This window comes from Arthrobacter globiformis (assembly GCF_003261175.1).
Taxonomy (GTDB): domain Bacteria; phylum Actinomycetota; class Actinomycetes; order Actinomycetales; family Micrococcaceae; genus Arthrobacter; species Arthrobacter globiformis_A.
In genome coordinates this window covers 1-20,102 of the sequence record NZ_QLNP01000097.1, presented here as the reverse complement: position 1 = coordinate 20,102, position 20,102 = coordinate 1, and the positions used below count along the sequence as shown (strand labels likewise).

At 67.5% G+C, this 20,102-nt stretch carries 17 protein-coding genes; 10 read left to right on the top strand and 7 right to left on the bottom strand.

The features are described from left to right. Positions 1-16 precede the first annotated feature (16 nt). Complete coding sequence (locus DBZ45_RS16450; protein ID WP_111904952.1) at positions 17-1,501, bottom strand: NAD-dependent malic enzyme; 1,485 nt, start codon at positions 1,499-1,501, stop codon at positions 17-19. 212 nt (positions 1,502-1,713) lie between these two features. Here DBZ45_RS16450 and DBZ45_RS16445 point away from each other — a divergent pair, with 212 nt between their 5' ends. Further along, positions 1,714-2,469, top strand: coding sequence for an IclR family transcriptional regulator (locus DBZ45_RS16445; RefSeq protein WP_111904951.1), 756 nt, complete (start codon positions 1,714-1,716; stop codon positions 2,467-2,469). A 90-nt stretch (positions 2,470-2,559) separates the two neighbouring features. Here the strand turns inward: DBZ45_RS16445 and DBZ45_RS16440 are convergent, their stop codons facing one another. Continuing rightward, positions 2,560-4,041, bottom strand: coding sequence for a nucleobase:cation symporter-2 family protein (locus DBZ45_RS16440; protein ID WP_111904950.1), 1,482 nt, complete (start codon positions 4,039-4,041; stop codon positions 2,560-2,562). Positions 4,042-4,212: 171 nt separating this feature from the next. Beyond that, positions 4,213-5,121 (bottom strand): factor-independent urate hydroxylase, encoded by a 909-nt coding sequence (gene pucL, locus DBZ45_RS16435; RefSeq protein ID WP_111904949.1) that lies wholly within the window; start codon positions 5,119-5,121, stop codon positions 4,213-4,215. A gap of 375 nt (positions 5,122-5,496) precedes the next feature. Between pucL and DBZ45_RS22995 the strand changes: the two genes are divergently transcribed. Continuing rightward, entirely contained in the window at positions 5,497-5,667 is a 171-nt protein-coding gene (locus DBZ45_RS22995) for a hypothetical protein (RefSeq protein ID WP_190243161.1), read from the top strand. A gap of 16 nt (positions 5,668-5,683) precedes the next feature. On the opposite strand, the gene ligD is transcribed toward DBZ45_RS22995, so the two are convergent. Both ligD and DBZ45_RS16425 read right to left on the bottom strand, forming a co-directional pair. Beyond that, on the bottom strand, positions 5,684-6,928 hold the full coding sequence (ligD, locus tag DBZ45_RS16430) for a non-homologous end-joining DNA ligase (RefSeq protein WP_111904948.1): 1,245 nt from the start codon (positions 6,926-6,928) through the stop codon (positions 5,684-5,686). Between the two features lie 103 nt (positions 6,929-7,031). Continuing rightward, a complete protein-coding gene (locus DBZ45_RS16425; protein ID WP_111904947.1) occupies positions 7,032-8,420 on the bottom strand; it encodes an 8-oxoguanine deaminase in 1,389 nt (462 codons plus the stop codon). A 427-nt stretch (positions 8,421-8,847) separates the two neighbouring features. Here DBZ45_RS16425 and DBZ45_RS16420 point away from each other — a divergent pair, with 427 nt between their 5' ends. From DBZ45_RS16420 to DBZ45_RS16390, 7 genes are all read left to right on the top strand, one after another. After that, the gene (locus DBZ45_RS16420) at positions 8,848-9,342 is read left to right on the top strand and encodes a nucleoside deaminase (RefSeq protein ID WP_111904946.1); all 495 of its coding nucleotides are present in this window, start codon (positions 8,848-8,850) and stop codon (positions 9,340-9,342) included. Positions 9,343-9,347: 5 nt separating this feature from the next. Beyond that, the gene (locus DBZ45_RS16415; protein WP_111904945.1) at positions 9,348-10,913 is read left to right on the top strand and encodes an NCS2 family permease; all 1,566 of its coding nucleotides are present in this window, start codon (positions 9,348-9,350) and stop codon (positions 10,911-10,913) included. A gap of 187 nt (positions 10,914-11,100) precedes the next feature. Then, positions 11,101-12,417 (top strand): XdhC family protein, encoded by a 1,317-nt coding sequence (locus DBZ45_RS16410; protein ID WP_111904944.1) that lies wholly within the window; start codon positions 11,101-11,103, stop codon positions 12,415-12,417. Then, positions 12,408-13,364 (top strand): FAD binding domain-containing protein, encoded by a 957-nt coding sequence (locus DBZ45_RS16405; protein ID WP_111904943.1) that lies wholly within the window; start codon positions 12,408-12,410, stop codon positions 13,362-13,364. The genes DBZ45_RS16410 and DBZ45_RS16405 overlap by 10 nt, the downstream gene beginning before the upstream one ends. Before the next feature lie 2 nt (positions 13,365-13,366). Further along, a complete protein-coding gene (locus DBZ45_RS16400; RefSeq protein WP_111904942.1) occupies positions 13,367-16,255 on the top strand; it encodes a molybdopterin-dependent oxidoreductase in 2,889 nt (962 codons plus the stop codon). A gap of 57 nt (positions 16,256-16,312) precedes the next feature. Beyond that, positions 16,313-17,293, top strand: coding sequence for an aldo/keto reductase (locus tag DBZ45_RS16395; protein WP_111904941.1), 981 nt, complete (start codon positions 16,313-16,315; stop codon positions 17,291-17,293). A gap of 98 nt (positions 17,294-17,391) precedes the next feature. Beyond that, positions 17,392-18,042 (top strand): uracil-DNA glycosylase, encoded by a 651-nt coding sequence (locus DBZ45_RS16390; protein ID WP_111904940.1) that lies wholly within the window; start codon positions 17,392-17,394, stop codon positions 18,040-18,042. A gap of 17 nt (positions 18,043-18,059) precedes the next feature. Here the strand turns inward: DBZ45_RS16390 and nboR are convergent, their stop codons facing one another. After that, positions 18,060-18,680 carry a nicotine blue oxidoreductase gene (nboR, locus tag DBZ45_RS16385; protein WP_111904939.1) on the bottom strand — a complete coding sequence of 207 codons (621 nt, stop codon included), beginning with the start codon at positions 18,678-18,680 and terminating at the stop codon, positions 18,060-18,062. 141 nt (positions 18,681-18,821) lie between these two features. Here nboR and DBZ45_RS16380 point away from each other — a divergent pair, with 141 nt between their 5' ends. Further along, on the top strand, positions 18,822-19,007 hold the full coding sequence (locus DBZ45_RS16380; protein WP_102974445.1) for a YegP family protein: 186 nt from the start codon (positions 18,822-18,824) through the stop codon (positions 19,005-19,007). Positions 19,008-19,076: 69 nt separating this feature from the next. On the opposite strand, the gene DBZ45_RS16375 is transcribed toward DBZ45_RS16380, so the two are convergent. Next, the coding region (locus DBZ45_RS16375) for a transketolase-like TK C-terminal-containing protein (RefSeq protein ID WP_440130528.1) at positions 19,077-20,102 on the bottom strand (1,026 nt) is incomplete at its 5' end.

The following is a 20,102-nucleotide window of genomic DNA, read 5'->3' as shown; positions in this document are numbered from 1 at the left end:
CCTTTCCAGGGCTGATTCAGGCGTTGGCGAGAGCTGCTGTGCCTGCCGCAGCAGAAGCTGCTTCTTCTGTTGAGTCTTCCGCTGTTGCGGTCGCGATGCCAGTACCTGCGGCGGCGTGGGCCGCGGCGGCTGCGTTTGCTACCGCAGAAGCGACGTCGGCGGCCACGTGAGGGTCGAAGACGCTGGGGATGATGTAGCTGGCGTTGAGCTCGTCGTCAGACACCCGGTTGGCGATCGCCTCGGCGGCAGCCACCAGCATCTCCGGCGTGATGTCCGATGCCCCGGCGTCCAGCAGCCCGCGGAAGAAACCCGGGAAGGCCAGGACATTGTTGATCTGGTTCGGGAAGTCGCTGCGGCCGGTTGCGACGACGGCTGCGTGCTTGGAGGCCACTGTCGGGTCGATTTCCGGCGTCGGGTTGGCCATGGCGAAGACAATGGCTTTGTCCGCCATCGAGGCAACCTGCTCCTCGCCGATCACGTGCGGGGCGCTCACGCCGATGAAGACGTCGGCCCCCTTGAGGGCCTCGTGCAGCGTTCCGTCGAAGCCTTCCGCGTTGGTGTTCGCGGCAATCCAGGTGCGGTGCTCGTCGTCGTACTTCTCGCCTGAGTGGATGGCGCCGGAGCGGCCGGCGGCGACGATGTGCTGCGCGCCCTGGGCCTTGAGGAGTTGGATGATCGCGGAGCCGGCGGCGCCGACGCCGGAAACCACGATCTTCACCTCGGAGAGTTTCTTGCCCACGACCCGCAGGGCGTTGACCAGCGCGGCGAGCGTGACGATGGCGGTGCCGTGCTGGTCGTCGTGGAAGACCGGGATGTCCAGTTCCTCGCGGAGCCGGTTCTCGATCTCGAAGCAGCGCGGCGCGGCGATGTCCTCGAGGTTCACGCCGCCGTAGACGGGGGCGAGGGCCTTGACGATTTTGATGATCTCCTCGGTGTCCTGGGTGTCCAGGCAGACGGGCCAGGCATCGACGTTGGCGAACTGCTTGAAGAGGGCGGCCTTGCCTTCCATGACCGGAAGCGCGGCGGCCGGGCCGATGTTGCCGAGTCCCAGGACGGCGGAACCGTCGGTGACAACGGCGATCGTGTTCCGCTTGACCGTCAGGTTCCGGACGGCGTCGGGGTTTTCCGCGATGGCGAGGCAGACGCGGGCGACGCCGGGGGTGTAGGCGCGGGAGAGATCGTCGCGGTTGCGCAGCGCCACCTTCGGGACCACCTCGAGCTTGCCGCCGAGGTGCATCAGGAAGGTGCGGTCCGAGACGTTGCGCACGGTGACGCCGTCGAGCGCGTTGAGCGCATCCTTCACACGGTCCGCGTGGTCCTGGTCGGTGGTGTTGCAGGTGACGTCGACAACGAGCGTCTCGTGGTGTGACTCGGTCACATCCAGCGCGGTGATGGCCGCTCCGGCCGCGCCGACGGCGGCTGCGAGCTCGCTGGTGGCCGTGAAGCTCGACGGTGCCTCCACGCGCAGGGTGATTGAGTTTCCGGGGTTCGGGTTCGCCATTGAATGTCCTCCTGGTTGGGCCCATCGCTGCGGTGGGCTCGGCTGATCAATGTTTTCGTATTATGGATATTATTATCTACTTTATGGAAATACAAGCCCCGGGTCGTTGCATCGACGTGGCGGTTGGGTGTGCTGTATCTTTGGCTGTCTAAGCAACTTTTTTCACGATGCGGATAAGAGTTGTCGTATTCAAGACAACAGGAGAGTGCTACATGGCTGAGAAGGCCTCCGGAGGCGTGCAGTCCGTTGAGCGCGTCTTTGAACTTTTGGAACTGATCACCGACGCCGGCGGCGACGTCACGCTCAGCGAGCTCTCCTCCTCAACAGATTTGCCTCTCCCCACGATCCACCGGCTGCTGCGAACGCTCGTGGCACTGGGATACATCCGCCAGCTGCCCAACCGCCGCTACGCCCTCGGCCCGCGGCTGATCCGGCTCGGCGAAGGTGCCAACAAGCAGCTTGGCGCCCTGGCGCGGCCGCAGCTGAAGTCCCTCGTGGACCGGTTGGGGGAGACGTCCAACATGGCCGTGCTGGACTCGGACATGGTGATCTACGTGGCCCAGGTGCCGTCGCTGCACTCGATGCGCATGTTCACCGAGGTGGGCCGCCGCGCCCACACGCACGACACCGGCGTCGGCAAGGCGATCCTGGCGCAGCTGGACGACGAGGTGGTGCGCGGCATCGTGACCCGCACCGGCATGCCAACGCCCACGGCCAAGAGCATCGGCGACTTCGACTCCCTGATCGCAGACCTGAACCGGATCCGGGAACGCGGCTACTCGATCGACGAGGAGGAGCAGGAGCTCGGCGTGCGCTGCTTCGCCATGGCCGTGCCCAACGCCCCCACGCCCACCGCCATCTCCGTCTCCGGGCCGGTCTCCCGCGTGGACCAGTCGTTCGCCGACCGCGCCGTGCCGCTCCTCCGCGAAGCAGCCCAGGCAATCTCGGACGAGCTCAACCAAAACTGACCCCCGCCGTCGTCCTTCACTACAGTGCGAACGCGCAGGTAATGCCCTCAAATCCGGGATTTGAGGGCATTACCTGCTTGTTCGCGCTTGTTAGTGCTCTGACTTGGACGACGACTGGATGGGGACTTCCTTGCCGTCGCAGTCGATCAGTTTCCCGCCTTCGAAGCGGTCGCCGTCGGCCAGGCAGTGCAGGTCCTCCTCCTTGACCAGGCGCCCGGTACCCGCCACGAACACTGACTGGTTGTCCGAGTTGCCCGCCTTGAGGTGGTTGAACAGCAGGTTCAGCAGAATGGCCATGACCGCGGCCGAGCTGATGCCGGAGTGGAAGATGGTGCTGAACCAGGACGGGAACTGGTCGTAGAACGCCGGTGCCGCGATCGGGATCATGCCGAAGCCGATGGACGCGGCCACGATGATCAGGTTCATGTTGTTGCGGTACTCCACTTTGGAGAGCGTCCGGATGCCGCTGGCGGCAACAGTTCCAAAGAGTACGACGCCGGCACCGCCCAGGACGGGCGTCGGCACCGCCGCGACCACCCGGCCAAGGACCGGAAGCAGGCCGAGGATGACCAGGATGAGACCGCCGGCGCTGACGACGAACCGGCTCTTGACGCCGGTGATGGCCACGAGGCCGACGTTCTGGGCGAACGCGCTCTGGGTGAAGGAGTTGAACAGCGGGGAGATGGCGCTGGAGAGCATGTCAGCCCGCAGTCCGTCGCCGATCCGCTTCGAGTCAACCTTGGTGCCCACGATCTCGCCCACGGCGATGATGTCCGCGGAGGTCTCGGTGAGCGTCACCAGGATGACGATGAGCATGGAGATGATCGCCGCGATCTCGAATGTTGGCGGGCCGAAGGCGAACGGGGTGGGGAACGCGACGATCTCGCCCGTGCCCACCTTGGAAAAGTCAGCCATGCCGAAGGCGAAAGCGATCAGGGTCCCCAGAACCATCGCGAGCAGGATGGACAGCCTTGAGATGGCGGCGTTGCCCACCTTGCTCAGCAACAGGACGATCGCCATGGTGGCGGCGGCCAAGCCGATGTTGGCCGTACTGCCGTAGTTCGGGGCCGTCTTGTTGCCGCCCATCGCCCAGTTGGCGGCCACCGGCATCAGCGTAAGGCCGATGGTGGTGATCACCGTGCCGGTGACAACCGGCGGGAAGAATTTGATGATCCTGGAGAACAGCGGGGTGATGAGCAGCCCGATCAGCGAGGCCGCGATCACCGAACCGAAGACCGACTGGATTCCGCCCCCGCCGTGGACAATCGCCACCATCGTGGAGACGCCGGCAAAGGAGACGCCCTGGACCAGCGGGAGCTGGGAGCCGAAGAAGCGGATGCCGACGGTCTGCAGGATGGTGGCCAGTCCGCCGACGAAGAGGCAGGCGGCAATCAGCAGGCCGATGTCCTGGGAGGACATGCCGGCCGCGGCACCGATGATGAGGGGCGGGGCGATGATGCCGCCGTACATGGTGAGGACATGCTGGAACCCGTAGGCGAAAGTGCTGCCGATCGAGAGGCGCTGGTCTTCCGGGCGGGTTGCCGCTGGGCGGCTTTTCTTGGTGATGTTCATGGCAGACTTTCTTGGTTCATGGCAGACGCCTTCGTCTGGCTAACAATGTCTGGCTAACAATTTGAGACTTGTGGTGGGGCCTGGAGCCCCGATGCGTTCTTGTTTCGGGTGTTGCTGGCTGTGCCGGCCGAACCCGAGGACCTTGGTTTCCGCGGGTCGGCCGGCTCGGGTTTAGCAGAAGCCGGCGATGCCCGACCAGGCAGCGTCGGCTGCTTCGGCGTCGTCGCGCAGGACGGTGGCCTCGATGAGCCCGTACGGGCGGTCGGCCGCGAAGAAGACCTCGTTGGGGTTGTCCAGGCCGAACGGCGAGAGGTCCACGAGGAAGTGGTGCTTGTTGGGCATCGAGAACTTGATTTCCTCGATCTCGCTGTGGGCTTCCAGGACCTTGGCCCCCATGTCGAACAGGGTCTGCTGCAGGGCGTGGGAGTAGTTCTCGGTGAAGCCTTCAAGCAGGAGGCCCTTGACGTCGTCGTAGCTCTTGTTGAAGTCCAGCGAGCTGAAATCCGTGCCGGCCTTGAAGCGCCAGCGGGCCGAGACGTCGGTGGCCAGGATGCGGTCCTTGGTCTCCGGCAGGGTGGTGTACTTGTCCTTGGGGTACCCGACGAAGCCGGACTGCGTGGACTTCAGGACGGTCAGGTCCTTGAGCCCGGAGATCAGGTGGGTGGCGGCCCCGTCCCGGACCAGGACGGCGGTGCGGACTTCCTGGCCCTTGCGGACGAAGGAGTGGTCGTGCGCGCTGCCGTGCGCCTGGATGCGTTCCCAGGCGTAGGACTCGGCTTCCCAGCGGCCGCCGGTGACCCAGTCAAAGCTGGAGGTGAAGTGCTCGCCGAGGCGCAGCAGGAATGCCTCGGGGGAGCCGACCCCTTCGCGGGCGAAGGCGTAGATGGTGTTCTTCTGGGTGTCGGTAGCCACCACGTGGGCGTTGTCTCCCTCGAGGTGGGCGGCTTCGAAGTCACCGCGGAGCTGCGAGGTGACGTTCAGGTCCTCGATCTCATGGCGGTCGGTGTCGCGGGTGATCTTGACGACGCGGACTTCGGCCTTGCCGTACTGGTTGTGGCCGAGGACGATCTTGTTGCTCATGGTCTGTTCCCAACTTCCCGTATGTGGAACGAAAGTCCCACATAGAAATTAAGTGCGTGTTTCCCACGCATTTCGTATGGCGTCGACCCAAACAAAAAATGAGCCGACATCAGTTGATGCCAGCTCATTACGACCCTGCCTGCTGCTCCCAGGTTACGTGACGTACGCCACGAATTGACTTAAAGCGTAGCGCAGCATTCCGGTGGTGTACATCACAGATTCAAAAAACTGATTGTGACCGACGACGGCGGATGGCCGGGCGGAGGGGTCTTGACGGCTTCCACGGCTCATCCGTATGATTTCGCATAACAAAAACTATTTTCCGCTATACGAAAAATACCAAGCGGACTAGGGCAAGAAAACGAGGAGGAACAGATGGACTCGCAGGATAAAAACAACGTCGTGGAATTCCCGGCACCCGGCCAGGAGCTGTACCTGCCGTTCGGCGCCACCGATCCCGACTTCTACATTCCGGCGGACTGCGACCGGCGCTCCGGCCTGTCCCGGTGGCTCCGCGCGCTTCCGGTCTTCGGGCGGCGGCCCTAGCCCTCGCGGGAAGACGTCAGGACACCGGGCGGCCCGGCCACTCCTTGCCAGCCCAGGGATCGTAGTCGGCGATGAGCTCCTCCTGGGGCGGGCGCTCCGTCTCGGGGACATGCTGGAGGTTCACGCGCACCCGGTACCAGAGCGAGCTTGACCCGCGCATTCCGTCGACCAGCACGTCGGCCGGATGCAGCGACGGCAACACGTCCGCGTGCCGTGCCTTCCAGTCGTCGAGCGCGGCGAGTGCTTCCGGCTTGGTTCTGGTGCGGGCCACCTCGATGAGCGGCATCACTGACTGCCGGCGGCCGGAGCCGTTGCCCCCGCGCGGCGCCTTCTCGGCGGGCCCGAGCTCGGCAGCCAGGGCGAGAAGCCCATCGAGCCTGCCGGCGGCGTCGTCGATGCCGGTGTGTGGGTCCCCCACCTCGGCGAAGCGCTCCGGCACAGTGAGTACCGTGAACTGTTCGGGCCTTGCGGAGCGGACCTCGTCCCAGGTGAGTGGCGTCGAAACCCGGGCGTCGGGCAGCGGCCGGATGGAGTACGCCGATGCCACGGTGCGGTCCTTCGCGTTCTGGTTGAAGTCGACGAACACACTCTCGCCGCGCTCCTCCTTCCACCACCGCGCGGTGGCGAGGCCGGGGGCGCGGTTTTCGACCTCACGGGCCAGGGTCTCGGCAGCCAGCCGAACATCGCGGTAAGACCACTCCGGTGCGATGCGCACCAGAATGTGGAGTCCCCGCGACCCGCTCGTTTTCGGCCAGCCCACGAGTCCGACGTCGTCGAGCACCTCCCGCGCCACATACGCGACGTCAACGATTTGGGACCAGTCGACCCCCGGCATCGGATCCAGGTCCACCCGGAGCTCGTCCGGGTGGTCGTGGTCTTCGGCGCGCACCGGATGCGGGTTGAGGTCGAGGCAGCCGAGATTCACCACCCACGCCAGGCCCGCGGCATCCCGGATGACCGCCTCCTCCGCCGACGTCCCCGACGCGTAGTGCAGCGTGGTCGTGTCGATGAAATCGGGATGGTTGTCGGGTACGCGCTTTTGGAAGAACGCCTCCGCGTCGATCCCCTTCGGGAAGCGCTTGAGCACCATCGGCCGGCCGCCTGCCCCCCGCAGCGCGCCGTCCGCGACGGCCAGGTAGTAGCGCACCAGGTCGAGCTTCGTCAGCCCGGGCTCAGGAAACACCACCTTGTCCGGGCTCGAGATGCGGACCTCGGTGCCGGCGATGTCCAGGGTCTCGGCCGGCGTCTTCGACGGAGTCATGCCGCCACGCTAGCAGTTGACCGGCCCCGTTTCGATGGTTCCCTGCCCACTCGACGTTGCGGCGAAACGTCGTCTGCGCAGGGAACCGTCGAAACGGCGAAGGTCAGCCCTTCACTAAGCGCCGCGCCGCCGCCGAATGCTCCGCGATCAGGCCGACCACGTCCAGTCCCGGAATCTGCCCGTCGATCACGCGCCACTCGCCGCCCACCATCACGCGGTCCGCCCGGTCGGCGGCGCACAGCAGCAGGGCGGCGAGAGGATCGTGGCTGCCGGAGAACCGCAGGTCGTCCAGCCGGAAAAGGGCCAGGTCCGCCTGCATCCCGGGGGCCAGCTGGCCCAGGTCCGCCCGGCCCAGCACTGCGGCGGATCCCCGCGTCGCCCAGCCCAGTGCCCGCTCCACCGGCACATGCGCGCCATAGCGCAGCCGCTGCAGGTACAGCGCCTGCCGCGCCTCGAGAATCATGTTGGAGGCATCGTTCGACGCCGATCCGTCCACTCCCAGCCCCACGGGCACTCCCGCTTCCTCCAGTTCGAGCACCCGGGCGGTGCCGGACGCGAGCCGCATGTTCGACGTCGGGCAGTGGGCGACGGCGGTTCCGGCCGCTCCCAGCCGGGCAATTTCGGCGTCGCTGAAATGGATGCCGTGGCCCAGCCACGTCCTGTCAGTCAGCCAGCCCACACTGTCCAGATAGTCCACGGTGCGCAGCCCGAACGTCTCCAGGCAGAACTGCTCCTCGTCGAGGGTCTCCGCGAGATGCGTGTGCAGCCGGACGTCATGCCGCTCCGCCATCGCGGCGCTCTCGGCCATGATCTCCTTGGTGACGGAAAACGGCGAGCAGGGCGCCAGCGCAATCTGGATCACGGCGCCGTCCCCGCGCTCGTGGTACTCGCGGATCAGCCGTTCGCTGTCCGCCAGCACCACATCGGGTGCCTGCACCGTCGACTGCGGCGGCAGCCCGCCGTCGTCCTCTCCCAGTGTCATGGAACCGCGGGTCAGCGTGGCCCGCATGCCGAGGCGCCGGACGGCACCGATTTCGACGTCGACCGCGTCCTCCAGGCCGGCAGGGAACAGGTAGTGGTGGTCGGCGGCGGTGGTGCAGCCGGAGAGCAGCAGTTCGGCGAGGGCCGCGGTGGCTGCGAGTTCAAGGTCGCGCGGGGTGAGCCTGGCCCAGACCGGGTAGAGGTTCCGCAGCCAGGGGAACAGGGGAGCGTTGGCCACCGGCCCCCAGGCGCGGGTGAGCGTCTGGTAGAAGTGGTGATGGGTGTTGATCAGGCCGGGCAGCAGGACATGGCTGCCGGCCTCGAAGGTCTGCTGGCAGGGGGCGGAGGGCGTCTGCCCGGCAGCAAGCACCTCCACAATCCTTCCGCCGCTGACCACCAGACCGCCCGAGGCGTCGAGGCTGTTCGCGGTGAAGGCGGCCAGCGGGTTCCGGATCCAGAGCCTGGATTCGGCGGCGGGGTGCGTCGATGGAAGGTCAAAAAGCTGGGTCATGAGGGTCCTTGTCTGAGCGTGCTGATACTTTCCAGCTCAGTGGTCCTGTCTGCTGATCCAGGGGACACGCTGCCCTGCAACGTGACGTGCGGGCGACGAGTCGGCACCAGCGTAGGGCGGGCGCGGGAGGACGGTCAATGGGTGCGCTTTGTGACTGCGCGGGAAGCGGCGGCCCGGAAGCAGCCAGCCGTGAGCCGCCGGTAACACGCATTTCACATTGCGAAATTAAGTTTCCAGAAACTATGGCGCGGACCACATTCGGGTGCTAATCTCGAGTTGCCAAAGGCGGGCACCCGGACTCCGGGGAAGCTATCTACCAGGCGCAACTTAACCTTCAAAAGCACATGCTGAAGCCTGGTAACCGTCGCACTTGGTCCTTTCCGTTCCGTCGCGGGGTACCGGCTTCCACAGCAAAGGGAGTCGCATCATGAGTACCACCGTCACGGCCGAGGCATTCCTGGCCAGGTCCATCCGGTTGGCAACCGCCAACGTCCTGAACAGCGGCGGCCCGTTCGGCGCCGTGATCGTCACCGCCGACGGTCAGGCGTTCGACGGCGTCAACCGGGTCACCGCCGACAACGATCCCACCGCCCACGCCGAGGTCACGGCCATCCGCCGCGCGTGCAGCGGGCTTGGCACCTTCGACCTCCGCGGAGCCACCCTCTACAGCAGCTGTGAGCCATGCCCCATGTGCCTCGCCTCGGCGCTGTGGGCCCGCATCGACCGCGTGGTCTTCGCCGCGGACCGGCACGACGCCGCCTCCGTGGGCTTCGACGACGCCGTCTTCTACGAGTACTTCGACAACGAGGACCGGCACACCCTGATGCCGGTCTCCAAGCTCGAGCTGGGCCATCCAGAAGCCCCGGCCATCCTGGAGCCGTTCAACACCTGGAACACGCTCGACTCCAGGATTGATTACTAGGGCCGGTGGCTGACATGACAATCCTGGACAATTCCGCTGAAAAGCAGGCTGCGCTTGAGGGTGCGGGGCAGACAGCGGCACTCGAAATGCATCATACAACCGGCAAGGCGCAGCGGGGCAGCAGCCCCAGGCCCCCGGCGTCGAACTCGTTCCTTGACCGTTTCTTCCACATCACCCGGCGCGGTTCCACCGTGGCCCGCGAGGTGCGCGGCGGACTGGTCACCTTCTTCACGATGGCCTACATCGTCATCCTGAATCCCCTGATCCTCGGGGGCTTCAGCGCGGACAACGCCCCGACTGACGTCGCCGGCGGCTGGCTTTCCGCCGCGCAGGTTGGCGCCGTCACCGGGCTGACAGCCGGCGTCATGACCATCGCCTTCGGCCTGATCGCCAACCTGCCGTTCGGCCTGGCCGCGGGACTGGGCATCAACTCCTTCCTCGCGGTGGCGGTGATCCAGGAAGTCACCTGGGCCGAGGCCATGGGCTTGGTGGTCATCAACGGCATCCTGATCGTCCTGTTCGGTGTCACCGGCGCGCGGACCGCGATCTTCCGGGCCGTGCCCAAGGAGCTGAAGGCCGCCATCACGGTGGGCATCGGCCTGTTCATCGCCTTCATCGGCTTCGTGGACTCGGGCTTCGTCAAGGCCACCGCCGGCGGCCCGCCGGTCCAGCTCGGCGACAACGGCTCCATCACCTCCATCCCCACCATGGTGTTCATCGTGGGCCTGCTGGTCATGGGCATCCTGGTGGCACGGAAGGTCCAGGGCGGCCTGCTCATCGGCATCGTGGCCACCACCGTGCTGGCCGCCGTCGTCGAGGCATTCCTGCACATCGGCCCCGCCAGCGACGCGAACCCCGGCGGCTGGCACCTGAACACGCCGGTGCTGTCGGGCCACCTCGTTTCCGCGCCGGACCTCGGCCTCGTGGGGCAGTTCGACCTGTTCGGCGCCTTCGGCCGGATCGGCGGCCTCGCCGCGACGATGCTGGTGTTCACGCTCGTGTTCACCAACTTCTTCGACGCCATGGGCACCATGACCGGGCTCGCGAAGAGCGCAGGCGTGGCGCACAAGGACGGCACGTTCCCCCGGCTCAAGTCCGCCTTCATCGTCGAAGGCGTGGGCGCAGTCGTGGGCGGCGGCACGTCGGGTTCCTCCAACACCGTGTACATCGACTCCGCCGCGGGGATCGGCGAGGGGGCGCGCACCGGGCTCGCCTCGGTGGTCACCGGCGCTCTGTTCCTGGGATCGATGTTCCTCACCCCGCTCACCAGCGTGGTGCCGCTTGAGGTGGCAGCTGCCGCCCTGGTGGTGGTCGGCGCGATGATGATGGCGCAGATCCGCGAAATCAAGTTCACCAAGTTCGCGGTGGCGCTGCCGGCCTTCCTGACGATCGTCACCATGCCGCTTAGCTACTCGATCGCCAACGGCATCGGCGTGGGCTTCGTGAGCTGGGCGGTGATCGGCGCGGCCTCAGGCAAGGCGAAGAAGATCCACCCGCTGATGTGGGTGGTGACCGTGGGCTTCGTGGTCTACTTCGCGCGGGGTCCGGTCAGCGCACTGCTCGGGGCTTAGCGGCCGGGGCTTAGCGGCTTAGGGACGCGGAAAATGCCCCGCGACGCGCAAACGGCCGGAGGACACGGGAATCCGCACATCCCCGGACCGTTTGCGCGTCGCTGGGCCGGACCGGCGTCGAACGCTTTCCACTACCAAGGATAGGAACGAGAATGGGCACCATCGCACGGAAAGAGGGAGTGCTGCCATGCTGAATCTGATGCCTTCTCTGGCCGGCTGGCGCCCGGCGGCTTCCGGGGAACGGTGCGCCGTCGCCACCATCATCACCGCCAGCGGCTCCGTGCCGCGGCCGCCCGGGACCTCCATGCTGGTGTCCGAGTCGGGCGAGATCCTCGGCAGCCTCTCCGGCGGCTGTGTTGAGGGTGCCGTGGTTGCTTCGGCGCTGGAAGTGATGGCCGACGGCGGCACGCGCCTTGAGGCGTTCGGCTTCAGCAGCGAGGACGCGTTCGCCGTCGGACTCACCTGCGGCGGCGAGCTGGAGGTCCATATCCAGCCCCTGGACGGCAGTGCCGCCGGGCTCGGAGCCCTCCGGAAGTTCGCGGGCGGGGACCCCGAACGGCCGCTGGCGCTGATCCGGCGCATCGACGCCGGGAGCGGTAAAACTGAACTGCCCGCCGTCGTCGTGGTTCCTGATCCGGGGAGCTTCCGGGCGGCGGAATCAGCGGAGCTCGCGTCACTGCTGGGGCTGGACGCCCTGAATCTGGACGCGGAGGCCTGGCGAGAAGCACTCCTGGCGGCCGCGGCCCAGCTCGAGCCGCTGCTGCGCGGCGGCCGGACGGGGCTGGTCCGGCTGGCGCCGGCGCAGGGCTGCAGCGGTGTTCCGGCCCGGGGCGCCCAGGGTACAGAGGGTGTAGTGCAGCCGACCGAGCCCGTGACCCTGCTGGTGGAGAGCCGCCTGCCACAGGCACGGCTGCTCGTGTTTGGCGCCAACGACTTCGGCGCCGCCCTGGTGCCGGCCGCCAAACTGCTCGGCTACCGCGTCACGCTGTGCGATGCCCGGCCGGCGTTCTCGGCACAGGAGCGCTTTGCCGCGGCAGACGAGGTGGCCACCGGGTGGCCGCACCGGTATCTCGCCGCGGAAGCCGCTGCGGGGCGCATCGACTCCCGCACTGTCATCTGCGTCCTGACCCACGACCCCAAGTTCGACATCCCACTGCTGCAGGAAGCGCTGGAACTGGACATTGCCTTCGTCGGCGCCATGGGCTCGCGGCGCAGCCATCGGCAGCGCATCGACGGGCTGCTCGAGGCCGGCGTGGCACCGGAGAGGCTGGCCCGGCTGCATTCGCCGATCGGCCTGGATCTCGGCGCCGTCACGCCGGCGGAGGTGGCCGTTTCCATCACCGCGGAGCTGATCGCGGCGCGCACCGGTGCCGCCGCCTGCATTCCGTTGCGGGACGGCAGCGGACCCATCCATTCCCTTCCCGCCGGGGGCACAGAGCCCGCGATAAGCCACCAACCGGCACTCAATAAAGAACAGGCATCCCAGGAGATCGCATGGACATGAACACCATCGAGGCGGTGGTCCGCACCACCGACCCCGCCGACTGGCGCGAGGGCGACGCCTGGCTAGCGGGCGGCACCGTCCTCTTTTCCTACGGCAGCACGGCCTTCGGTCCCGAGCCGCTGCGGCGCCTGCTGGATCTCGGCTCCGCCGGCTGGCAGCCAGTGGCCGTGACCGCGGCCGGCATCGAGCTCGCCGCCACCTGCACCGTCGCCGAACTGTACGCGCTCCCGGAGAAGCTGGCAGAAGAGGCCAGCGGCACGGCGGACTGGGCAGTGAATGCTCAGGACTGGCCCGGCCTGGACCTCATCCGGCCCTGCTGCGACTCCTTCGTGGCGTCCTTCAAGGTCTGGAACATGTCCACTGTGGGCGGCAACCTGTGCACGTCCCTGCCCGCCGGGCCCATGATCTCGCTGTGCGCCGGACTGGACGGAATGGCCACGGTCCTCGGCCCGGCAGGCTCCCGCCGGGAACTCCCGGTGGCCGACTTCATCACAGGGGACGGGCAAAACGCCCTGGCACCCGGAGAGCTGCTCCGCAGCGTCAGCCTGCCGGCGTCGGCACTGTCCTCCCGGGTGGCTTTCCGCCGCCTCTCGCTGAGCAACCTCGGCAGGTCGGGCGTGCTGCTGATCGGAAGGCTCGACGGCGGGGGCCGGTTCATGCTGACAGTCACCGCCGCCACCAAGAGGCCCGTGCAGCTTCGGTTCGCTTCCCTGCCGGACGCGCCGGAGCTGGCGGACGAACTTGCGGCCGCCATCCCGGCTGGCCTGTACCACGACGACATCCACGGGCTGCCCGCGTGGCGCCGCGACATGACGCACCGCCTGGCCGAGGAAATCCGGACAGAACTGGGCATGCCGGCAGGAGCGCCGGCAGCAGTCTCCGGTGACTTCTGGCCGCCGCAGCCGACGCAGACGCAGCCAACCAGGCAGACGAAGAGAGGGGCCTGAGCATGGCCATGGAAATCAACGGCGCGCCGGTAGAGGCGCAGCCGCGGCCGGGCCAGTGCCTGCGCACGTTCCTCCGGGAGCAGGGCAACTTCGGCGTGAAGAAGGGCTGCGACGGCGGCGACTGCGGTGCCTGCACCGTGCACGTGGACGGCACCCCGGTGCACAGCTGCATCTACCCGGCCGTGCGCGCCGAAGGCCATGCCGTCACCACCATCGAAGGCCTCGCGGCCACGAGGGAGGGCGTTGACCTGCACCCCGTGCAGCAGCAGTTCCTGGACCGCCAGGGCTTCCAGTGCGGCTTCTGCACCGCGGGCATGGTGATGACGGCGGCCACCTTCGACGACGCACAGAAGGAAAACCTGCCGCGCAACCTGAAGGGAAACCTGTGCCGGTGCACCGGATACCGGGCCATCGCGGACGCCGTCTGCGGCCACGAAGGCCACCCGGCCCCGGAAGGCCCGGGCTCGGGAATCGCCGGCGAGGGGCAGCCCGCCCCGGAGCCCGGCCGGCTGGGCGACGACGTTCCGGCCCCCGCCAGCCGCGCGGTGGTCACGGGGCAGGCGCGCTACACGCTGGACGTCCCGGCCGAGGCGCTGCCCGGCCTGCTCCACATGAAACTCGTGCGCTCGCCGCATGCGCACGCCCGGGTCCTGTCCATCGACACCTCGGCTGCCATGGAGGTGCCGGGAGTGGTGGCCGTGTTTACCGCCGAGGACGCCCCGGACCAGCTGTATTCCAGCGCCCAGCACGAGCTCTACACCGACGATCCCGACGACACTCGGCTGCTGGACACCGTGGTGAGGTTCCGCGGACAGCGGGTAGCTGCCGTCGTCGCCGAATCGGTGGGGGCGGCGGAGGCGGGCGTCCGCGCGGTCCGGGTTGAATACCGGGAGCTCGAAGCGGTGTTCACCCCGCAGGACGCCATCCGGCCCGGTGCTCCTGCAGTGCACGGGGACAAGGATGCCGGGACGGCGCGGATCGCCCAGCCCGAGCGGAACATCGTGGCCGAGCTGCACTCCGAACTTGGCAGTGTCAGCGACGGCTTCGCGGCGGCCGACTTCATCCATGAGCAGACCTACAGGACCCAGCGCGTCCAGCACGTGGCGCTGGAAACCCACGCTGCGATTGCCTCGGTGGACGACGACGGCCGGCTGCAGGTGCGCACGTCCAGCCAGGTTCCGTTCCTGGTGCGCCGGACGCTCTGCCGCGTGTTCGGGCTGCCGGAGGACCAGGTCCACGTGGTGGCCGGCCGGGTGGGCGGCGGCTTCGGCGGAAAGCAGGAGGTCCTGACCGAGGACATCGCCGCGCTCGCGGCCCTGAAACTGCGCCGGCCCGTGCAGCTGGAGTTCACCCGGACCGAGCAGTTCACCGCCAGCACCACGCGGCACCCGTTCACCATCAAGCTCAAGGCGGGCGCCAGCAGTGACGGCAGGCTCACGGCGCTGCAGCTGGATGTCCTCACCAACACGGGGGCTTACGGCAACCACGCCCCCGGCGTCATGTTCCACGGCTGCGGTGAATCCCTGGCCGTCTACAAGTGCGCGAACAAGAAAGTCGACGCGCTCGCCGTCTACACGAACACCGTGCCGTCCGGCGCCTTCCGCGGCTACGGGCTCAGCCAGATGATCTTCGCCATCGAGTCGGCCATCGACGAACTGGCGGCGGGCATCGGCATGGACCCGCTGGAGTTCCGCCGCCGCAACATGGTCCGCGAAGGCGACGACATGCTCTCCACCCATGCCGAACCGGAGGAGGACGTCCATTACGGCAGCTACGGGCTGGACCAGTCCACGCGACTGGTGCAGGACGCGCTGGAGCGCGGCCGCGAACGTTACCGGTCCGCCGGGCTGGATGACCTGGGGCCGGACTGGGTCACGGGGGAGGGTACGGCATTGTCCATGATCGACACCGTTCCGCCGCGGGGCCATTTTGCCCATTCCAGGCTCCGGCTCCTGGCGGACGGCACGTACGCGGCCGACGTCGGAACCGCCGAATTCGGCAACGGCACCACCACGGTGCACGCGCAACTGGCGGCGACGGCGCTGTCCACGGTGGCCTCGCGGGTCGCCGTCCGGCAGTCCGACACTGACCTGATCGAGCACGACACCGGCGCGTTCGGTTCGGCCGGAACGGTGGTGGCCGGCAAGGCAACACTCGCCGCGGCCGAGGAACTGGCCGTCCGGATCCGGGCGTTCGCTGCCGGCGTCCGGCAGATCCAGTCGTCCGGGTGCGTGCTCGACGGCGACGCGGTCTTCTGCGAGGGAACCCGGGTGCCGCTCACGGAGCTGTTCGACGCCGCCCGGCAGGCCGGCGTCGAACTTGAGGCCGAGGGGCGCTGGGGCGGAACGCCGCGCTCGGTGGCGTTCAACGTCCACGGGTTCCGCGTGGCGGTGAACACCGGGACCGGTGAGCTGCGGATCCTGCAGAGCGTGCAGGCGGCCGACGCCGGCGTCGTGGTTAATCCGCGGCAGTGCCGCGGCCAGATCGAGGGCGGGATTGCCCAGGCCCTGGGTGCCGCACTGTATGAGGAGGTCCGCGTGGACGACGGCGGCCGGGTCACCACGGACATCCTCCGGCAGTACCATATCCCTTCCTTCGCGGACGTGCCGCGCAGCGAGGTGTATTTCGCCGACACCAACGATTCGATGGGACCGCTCGGGGCCAAGTCCATGAGCGAAAGCCCTTTCAACCCCGTGGCACCGGCGCTGGCCAACGCCATCCGCAATGCCACCGGCGTGCGGTTCGCCGAACTGCCGATCGCCCGGGACAAGATCTACCTGGGGTTGAAGGAAGCGGGACTCGTTTCTTCCAGCGTTCCTGCAGACAGCGTTCCTGCTGCGGAGAGCATTTACGCTGGTCCGGGCAATGCGGAGTCACTTTGCGCCCCATGAACCGCGACCGGGCGCGCGAAGTGAGCCCGCGTGGGCTCGGCAACATATAGTCGGGGGATGGAACAGCGCATCTTAGGCAAGACCGGACGGAACGTTTCAGTCGTTGGACTGGGAACCTGGCAGCTCGGTGCGGACTGGGGCAACGTTGACCCGGCACAGGCGCAGGCCATCCTCGCGGCGTCTGCCGAGGCCGGCGTGACCTTCTTCGACACGGCCGACGTCTACGGGGACGGCCGCAGCGAGCAGGCCATCGGAGCGTTCCTCGCCGACAACCCGGGCACAGGCATCACGGTGGCCACGAAGATGGGCCGCCGGCTGGAGCAGCGCCCGGAAAACTACAACCTCGCCAACTTCCGCGAGTGGGTGGACCGTTCGCGGCGCAACCTGCGGACCGAGGCCCTGGACCTCGTTCAGCTGCACTGCCCGCCCACCGCGGTGTACAGCCGGGCCGAGGTGTACGACGCCCTGGACACCCTCGTTGCCGAGGGGGCCATCCGGAACTACGGCGTCAGCGTGGAGCGGACCGATGAAGCCCTCGAAGCCCTGCGCCACGAGGGCACCGCATCCGTGCAGATCATCCTGAACGCCTTCCGGCTCAAGCCGCTGGAGCAGGTGCTCCCCGCCGCGAAGGCCGCCGGCGTGGGCATCATCGCCCGCGTTCCGCTCGCCTCCGGCCTGCTGTCCGGGAAGTACACCAAGGAAACTGTCTTCGCCGAGGACGACCACCGCAACTACAACCGCGCCGGGAACGCCTTCGACGTCGGAGAGACCTTCTCCGGAGTGGACTACGAGCTGGGGCTCAAGGCAGTGGCCGAGTTCGAGCAGCTGGTACCGGAGGGCTCGGGCACCGCGCAGGCCGCGATCGCGTGGGTCGCCGCGCAGGACGGCGTCACGTCCGTCATTCCCGGTGCCCGTTCGGTGGAGCAGGCCCGGGCCAACGCCGCCGCGGCCGCAACTGTGCTCAGCCCGGAGTTCGATGAAGGCGTGCGCTGGATCTATGACCACTACTTCCGCGAGGCCGTCCACCCCCGCTGGTAAGTGCAACGCGGGGTCACTTAGCGCCCAATGAGGGGCCTTCATTGGGCGCTATGTGACCCCGCGTTGCTTTGATCCAGGGGCTGAAGGGAGACGGGCGAATGACCTCATCGTCGATCGAGGACTTCATAGACCGGCTCGCGGCCGTCAAAACGCCGCCGGGCTGCAACAACTTCTTCGACCATTCGGTCCCCGCGAACGCTTTGCGCCGGCAGAACCTTGCGGCCTATCTCGGGGACATGCTGGAGCGGGAACCGAGGGTGCTCCTGGTGGGGGAGGCGCCGGGCTTCCGGGGAATGCGGATTACCGGTGTTCCCTTCACCAACCGCACCATGTTCCAGGGGCCGGCCAATTCCCTCGGGCTGTTCGGTTCCGGCAAGGGGTACGTGCTGCCGCCGGAGGCCGCCGGCATCGCCGCCGAGCCCACGGCCACGGTGATGTGGGAGGTGCTGGCCGAGGTCGACTTCCTTCCTCTGCTATGGAGTGCCTGCCCCTGGCACACGCATGTGCCGGGAAAGCCGCTGTCCAACCGCACGCCAACACCCGCGGAAGCCGCGCTGGGCACCCCGTTCTGGCAGGCCCTGACAGGGATCTTTCCCGTCGAAGCCGTCGTGGCCGTGGGGAACGTCGCGCACACCAGCCTCCGCCGCAGCGGCCTGGACGTGCCGAAAATAAGGCACCCTGCCCATGGCGGAAGGGCCCTCTTCAAACAGGGGTTGCAGGAACTTCACGCGGCGGGGATGATCCGGTAGGCCGTTAAGGCCACGAACTAGCCCAACAGGTGCAGTTGGTCCGGGGTATCCAGGTCTTCGCCGCCGGACTGGCCTGAACCGGGTGGCAGAGTGCAGTCCACCAGGTCGATCAGCTCCGGGTGCGCCTGCAGGAAAAGCCGGGCGCCGGCGTCGCCCTTTGCAGATTCGGAGGCCCGGGCCCGCAGCGTTGCATCGAGCAGCAGCGGGTGGCCGCGGCGGAGGGTCCCGGATGCATCGGCGTACGCGGCGGCCGTCACCCGGCCCGGCCGGTGCGCCCGGAGGAGCCGGGTGACAGTTTCCGCCGTCAGCCCCGGCTGGTCCACGAGCGCTACCAGCACATCGTCTTCTGGGCGTGCACGGTCCAGTCCCGCGGTGAACGAACTGCCCATTCCGCCGGCCCACTCCGGGTTCTCCACGACGGTGTGCCGGGCCAGGTCCGTCCGCCCTACGACGTCCGCGGCACCTGCACCCAGCACCACCACAACCTCGCGGCAGCCGCCGTCGAGCAGCACGTCGGCGAGCACCTCTACAAGGGTGCGGCCCCGGAACGGAAGCAGGGCTTTTGGGCCCCGGCCCAAGCGGGTGCCGGCACCCGCTGACAGCAGCACACCAGTGGTGGACGGAAGGAAGGAAACCATGCTTACTACCTTAAGGCGCAAAGATTACCCGGTAGTAGGGGTGGTTTGTCCAGTGAACGGCGGCTAACGTCGGACATGTCGTGTTGGCAATTGGGGGTCGTAATGGCGGCTGCAATGGTGCAGTTGTCGGAAGGAGCATCTATGGCAGGCACATTCGTAATCGAGACAGCAGGCGCAGGGCAATACCGGTTCAGGCTGACGGCCGATGACGGAACCGTGGTGGCGGTTTCGCCCAGCTTTTCCAACATCAAGGCAGTCACTGCCGGAATCACGGCGGTCCGCGAGAGCGCAGCAACCGGCTTCGTTGTCGATCGCAGGCGTCCCTGACCTAACCCAAAGAAGCACGACGGCGGCCCCCACCATCAGGTGAGGGCCGCCGTCGATTTTTTGTTTGGGTCAGGAGTCGCCGCCGGCTCCTCCTGTTGTTCCGGCCGTGACGTCCAGGAGTTTGTAGCGGTCCATGGCGTACGACGGCGCCCCCTCCTGCACTTCGCCCCTCGCCGCCAGCAGCTGGAGGGTTTTGACGACGATGGAGTGGATGTCGTTTTTGAAGAAGCGGCGGGCGGCGGCGCGGGTGTCGGAGAAGCCGAAGCCGTCGGCGCCGAGGGTGGCGAACTCGTTCGGGACGAATTGCCGGATCTGGTCCGGGACGGCCTTCATGTAGTCCGAGACGGCGACGACGGGGCCCTGGGCGCCTTCGAGCTGCTGGGTGACGAATGGCTGGCGGACGTCCTTGCCGGGGTTGAGGAAGGCTTTCTCTTCGGCGGCGAGGCCGTCGCGGCGCAGTTCGTTCCAGGAGGTGACGGACCAGACGTCGGCGGAGACGCCCCAGTCTTCGGCGAGGATCCGCTGGGCTTCGAGGGCCCAGGGGACGGAGACGCCGGAGGCGAGGATCTGGCTCTTGGGGCCTTCGGCGGTGGAGGCTGCGAGCTTGTAGATGCCCTTGAGGACACCTTCGACGTCGAGGTTCTCCGGTTCCGCGGGCTGGACGATCGGCTCGTTGTAGACGGTGATGTAGTACATCAAGTTTTTATCGGATGCAGTTCCGGTTCCTTGGCCGCTCGCGGCCTGACCGTACATGCGCTCGAGGCCGTCGCGGACGATGTGGCCCATTTCGTACCCGTAGGCGGGGTCGTAGGTGACCACTGCCGGGTTGGTGGAGGCCAGCAGCGGGGAGTGTCCGTCGGCGTGCTGGAGGCCTTCGCCGGTGAGGGTGGTCCGTCCTGCGGTGGCGCCGATGATGAAGCCGCGGGTCATCTGGTCGGCGGCGGCCCAGAAGGCGTCGCCGGTGCGCTGGAAGCCGAACATGGAGTAGAACACGTAGACCGGGACCAGGGGCACGCCGTGGGTGGCGTAGGCGGTGCCGGCGGCGGTGAAGGCTGCCACGGCGCCGGCTTCGTTGATGCCGGGGTGGATCAGCTG

What these genes read in the sequence shown, in the direction of transcription:
- ligD (WP_111904948.1), bottom strand. Translation starts at nt 6,928, where the DNA reads ATGACTCCGTCGAAGACGCCGGCCGAGACCCTGGACATCGCCGGCACC.
- DBZ45_RS16445 (WP_111904951.1), top strand. Translation starts at nt 1,714, where the DNA reads ATGGCTGAGAAGGCCTCCGGAGGCGTGCAGTCCGTTGAGCGCGTCTTT.
- DBZ45_RS16390 (WP_111904940.1), top strand. Translation starts at nt 17,392, where the DNA reads ATGACCTCATCGTCGATCGAGGACTTCATAGACCGGCTCGCGGCCGTC.
- DBZ45_RS16395 (WP_111904941.1), top strand. Translation starts at nt 16,313, where the DNA reads ATGGAACAGCGCATCTTAGGCAAGACCGGACGGAACGTTTCAGTCGTT.
- nboR (WP_111904939.1), bottom strand. Translation starts at nt 18,680, where the DNA reads ATGGTTTCCTTCCTTCCGTCCACCACTGGTGTGCTGCTGTCAGCGGGT.
- DBZ45_RS16380 (WP_102974445.1), top strand. Translation starts at nt 18,822, where the DNA reads ATGGCAGGCACATTCGTAATCGAGACAGCAGGCGCAGGGCAATACCGG.
- DBZ45_RS16405 (WP_111904943.1), top strand. Translation starts at nt 12,408, where the DNA reads ATGGACATGAACACCATCGAGGCGGTGGTCCGCACCACCGACCCCGCC.
- DBZ45_RS22995 (WP_190243161.1), top strand. Translation starts at nt 5,497, where the DNA reads ATGGACTCGCAGGATAAAAACAACGTCGTGGAATTCCCGGCACCCGGC.
- DBZ45_RS16440 (WP_111904950.1), bottom strand. Translation starts at nt 4,041, where the DNA reads ATGAACATCACCAAGAAAAGCCGCCCAGCGGCAACCCGCCCGGAAGAC.
- DBZ45_RS16450 (WP_111904952.1), bottom strand. Translation starts at nt 1,501, where the DNA reads ATGGCGAACCCGAACCCCGGAAACTCAATCACCCTGCGCGTGGAGGCA.
- DBZ45_RS16425 (WP_111904947.1), bottom strand. Translation starts at nt 8,420, where the DNA reads ATGACCCAGCTTTTTGACCTTCCATCGACGCACCCCGCCGCCGAATCC.
- DBZ45_RS16420 (WP_111904946.1), top strand. Translation starts at nt 8,848, where the DNA reads ATGAGTACCACCGTCACGGCCGAGGCATTCCTGGCCAGGTCCATCCGG.
- DBZ45_RS16400 (WP_111904942.1), top strand. Translation starts at nt 13,367, where the DNA reads ATGGCCATGGAAATCAACGGCGCGCCGGTAGAGGCGCAGCCGCGGCCG.
- DBZ45_RS16410 (WP_111904944.1), top strand. Translation starts at nt 11,101, where the DNA reads ATGCTGAATCTGATGCCTTCTCTGGCCGGCTGGCGCCCGGCGGCTTCC.
- pucL (WP_111904949.1), bottom strand. Translation starts at nt 5,121, where the DNA reads ATGAGCAACAAGATCGTCCTCGGCCACAACCAGTACGGCAAGGCCGAA.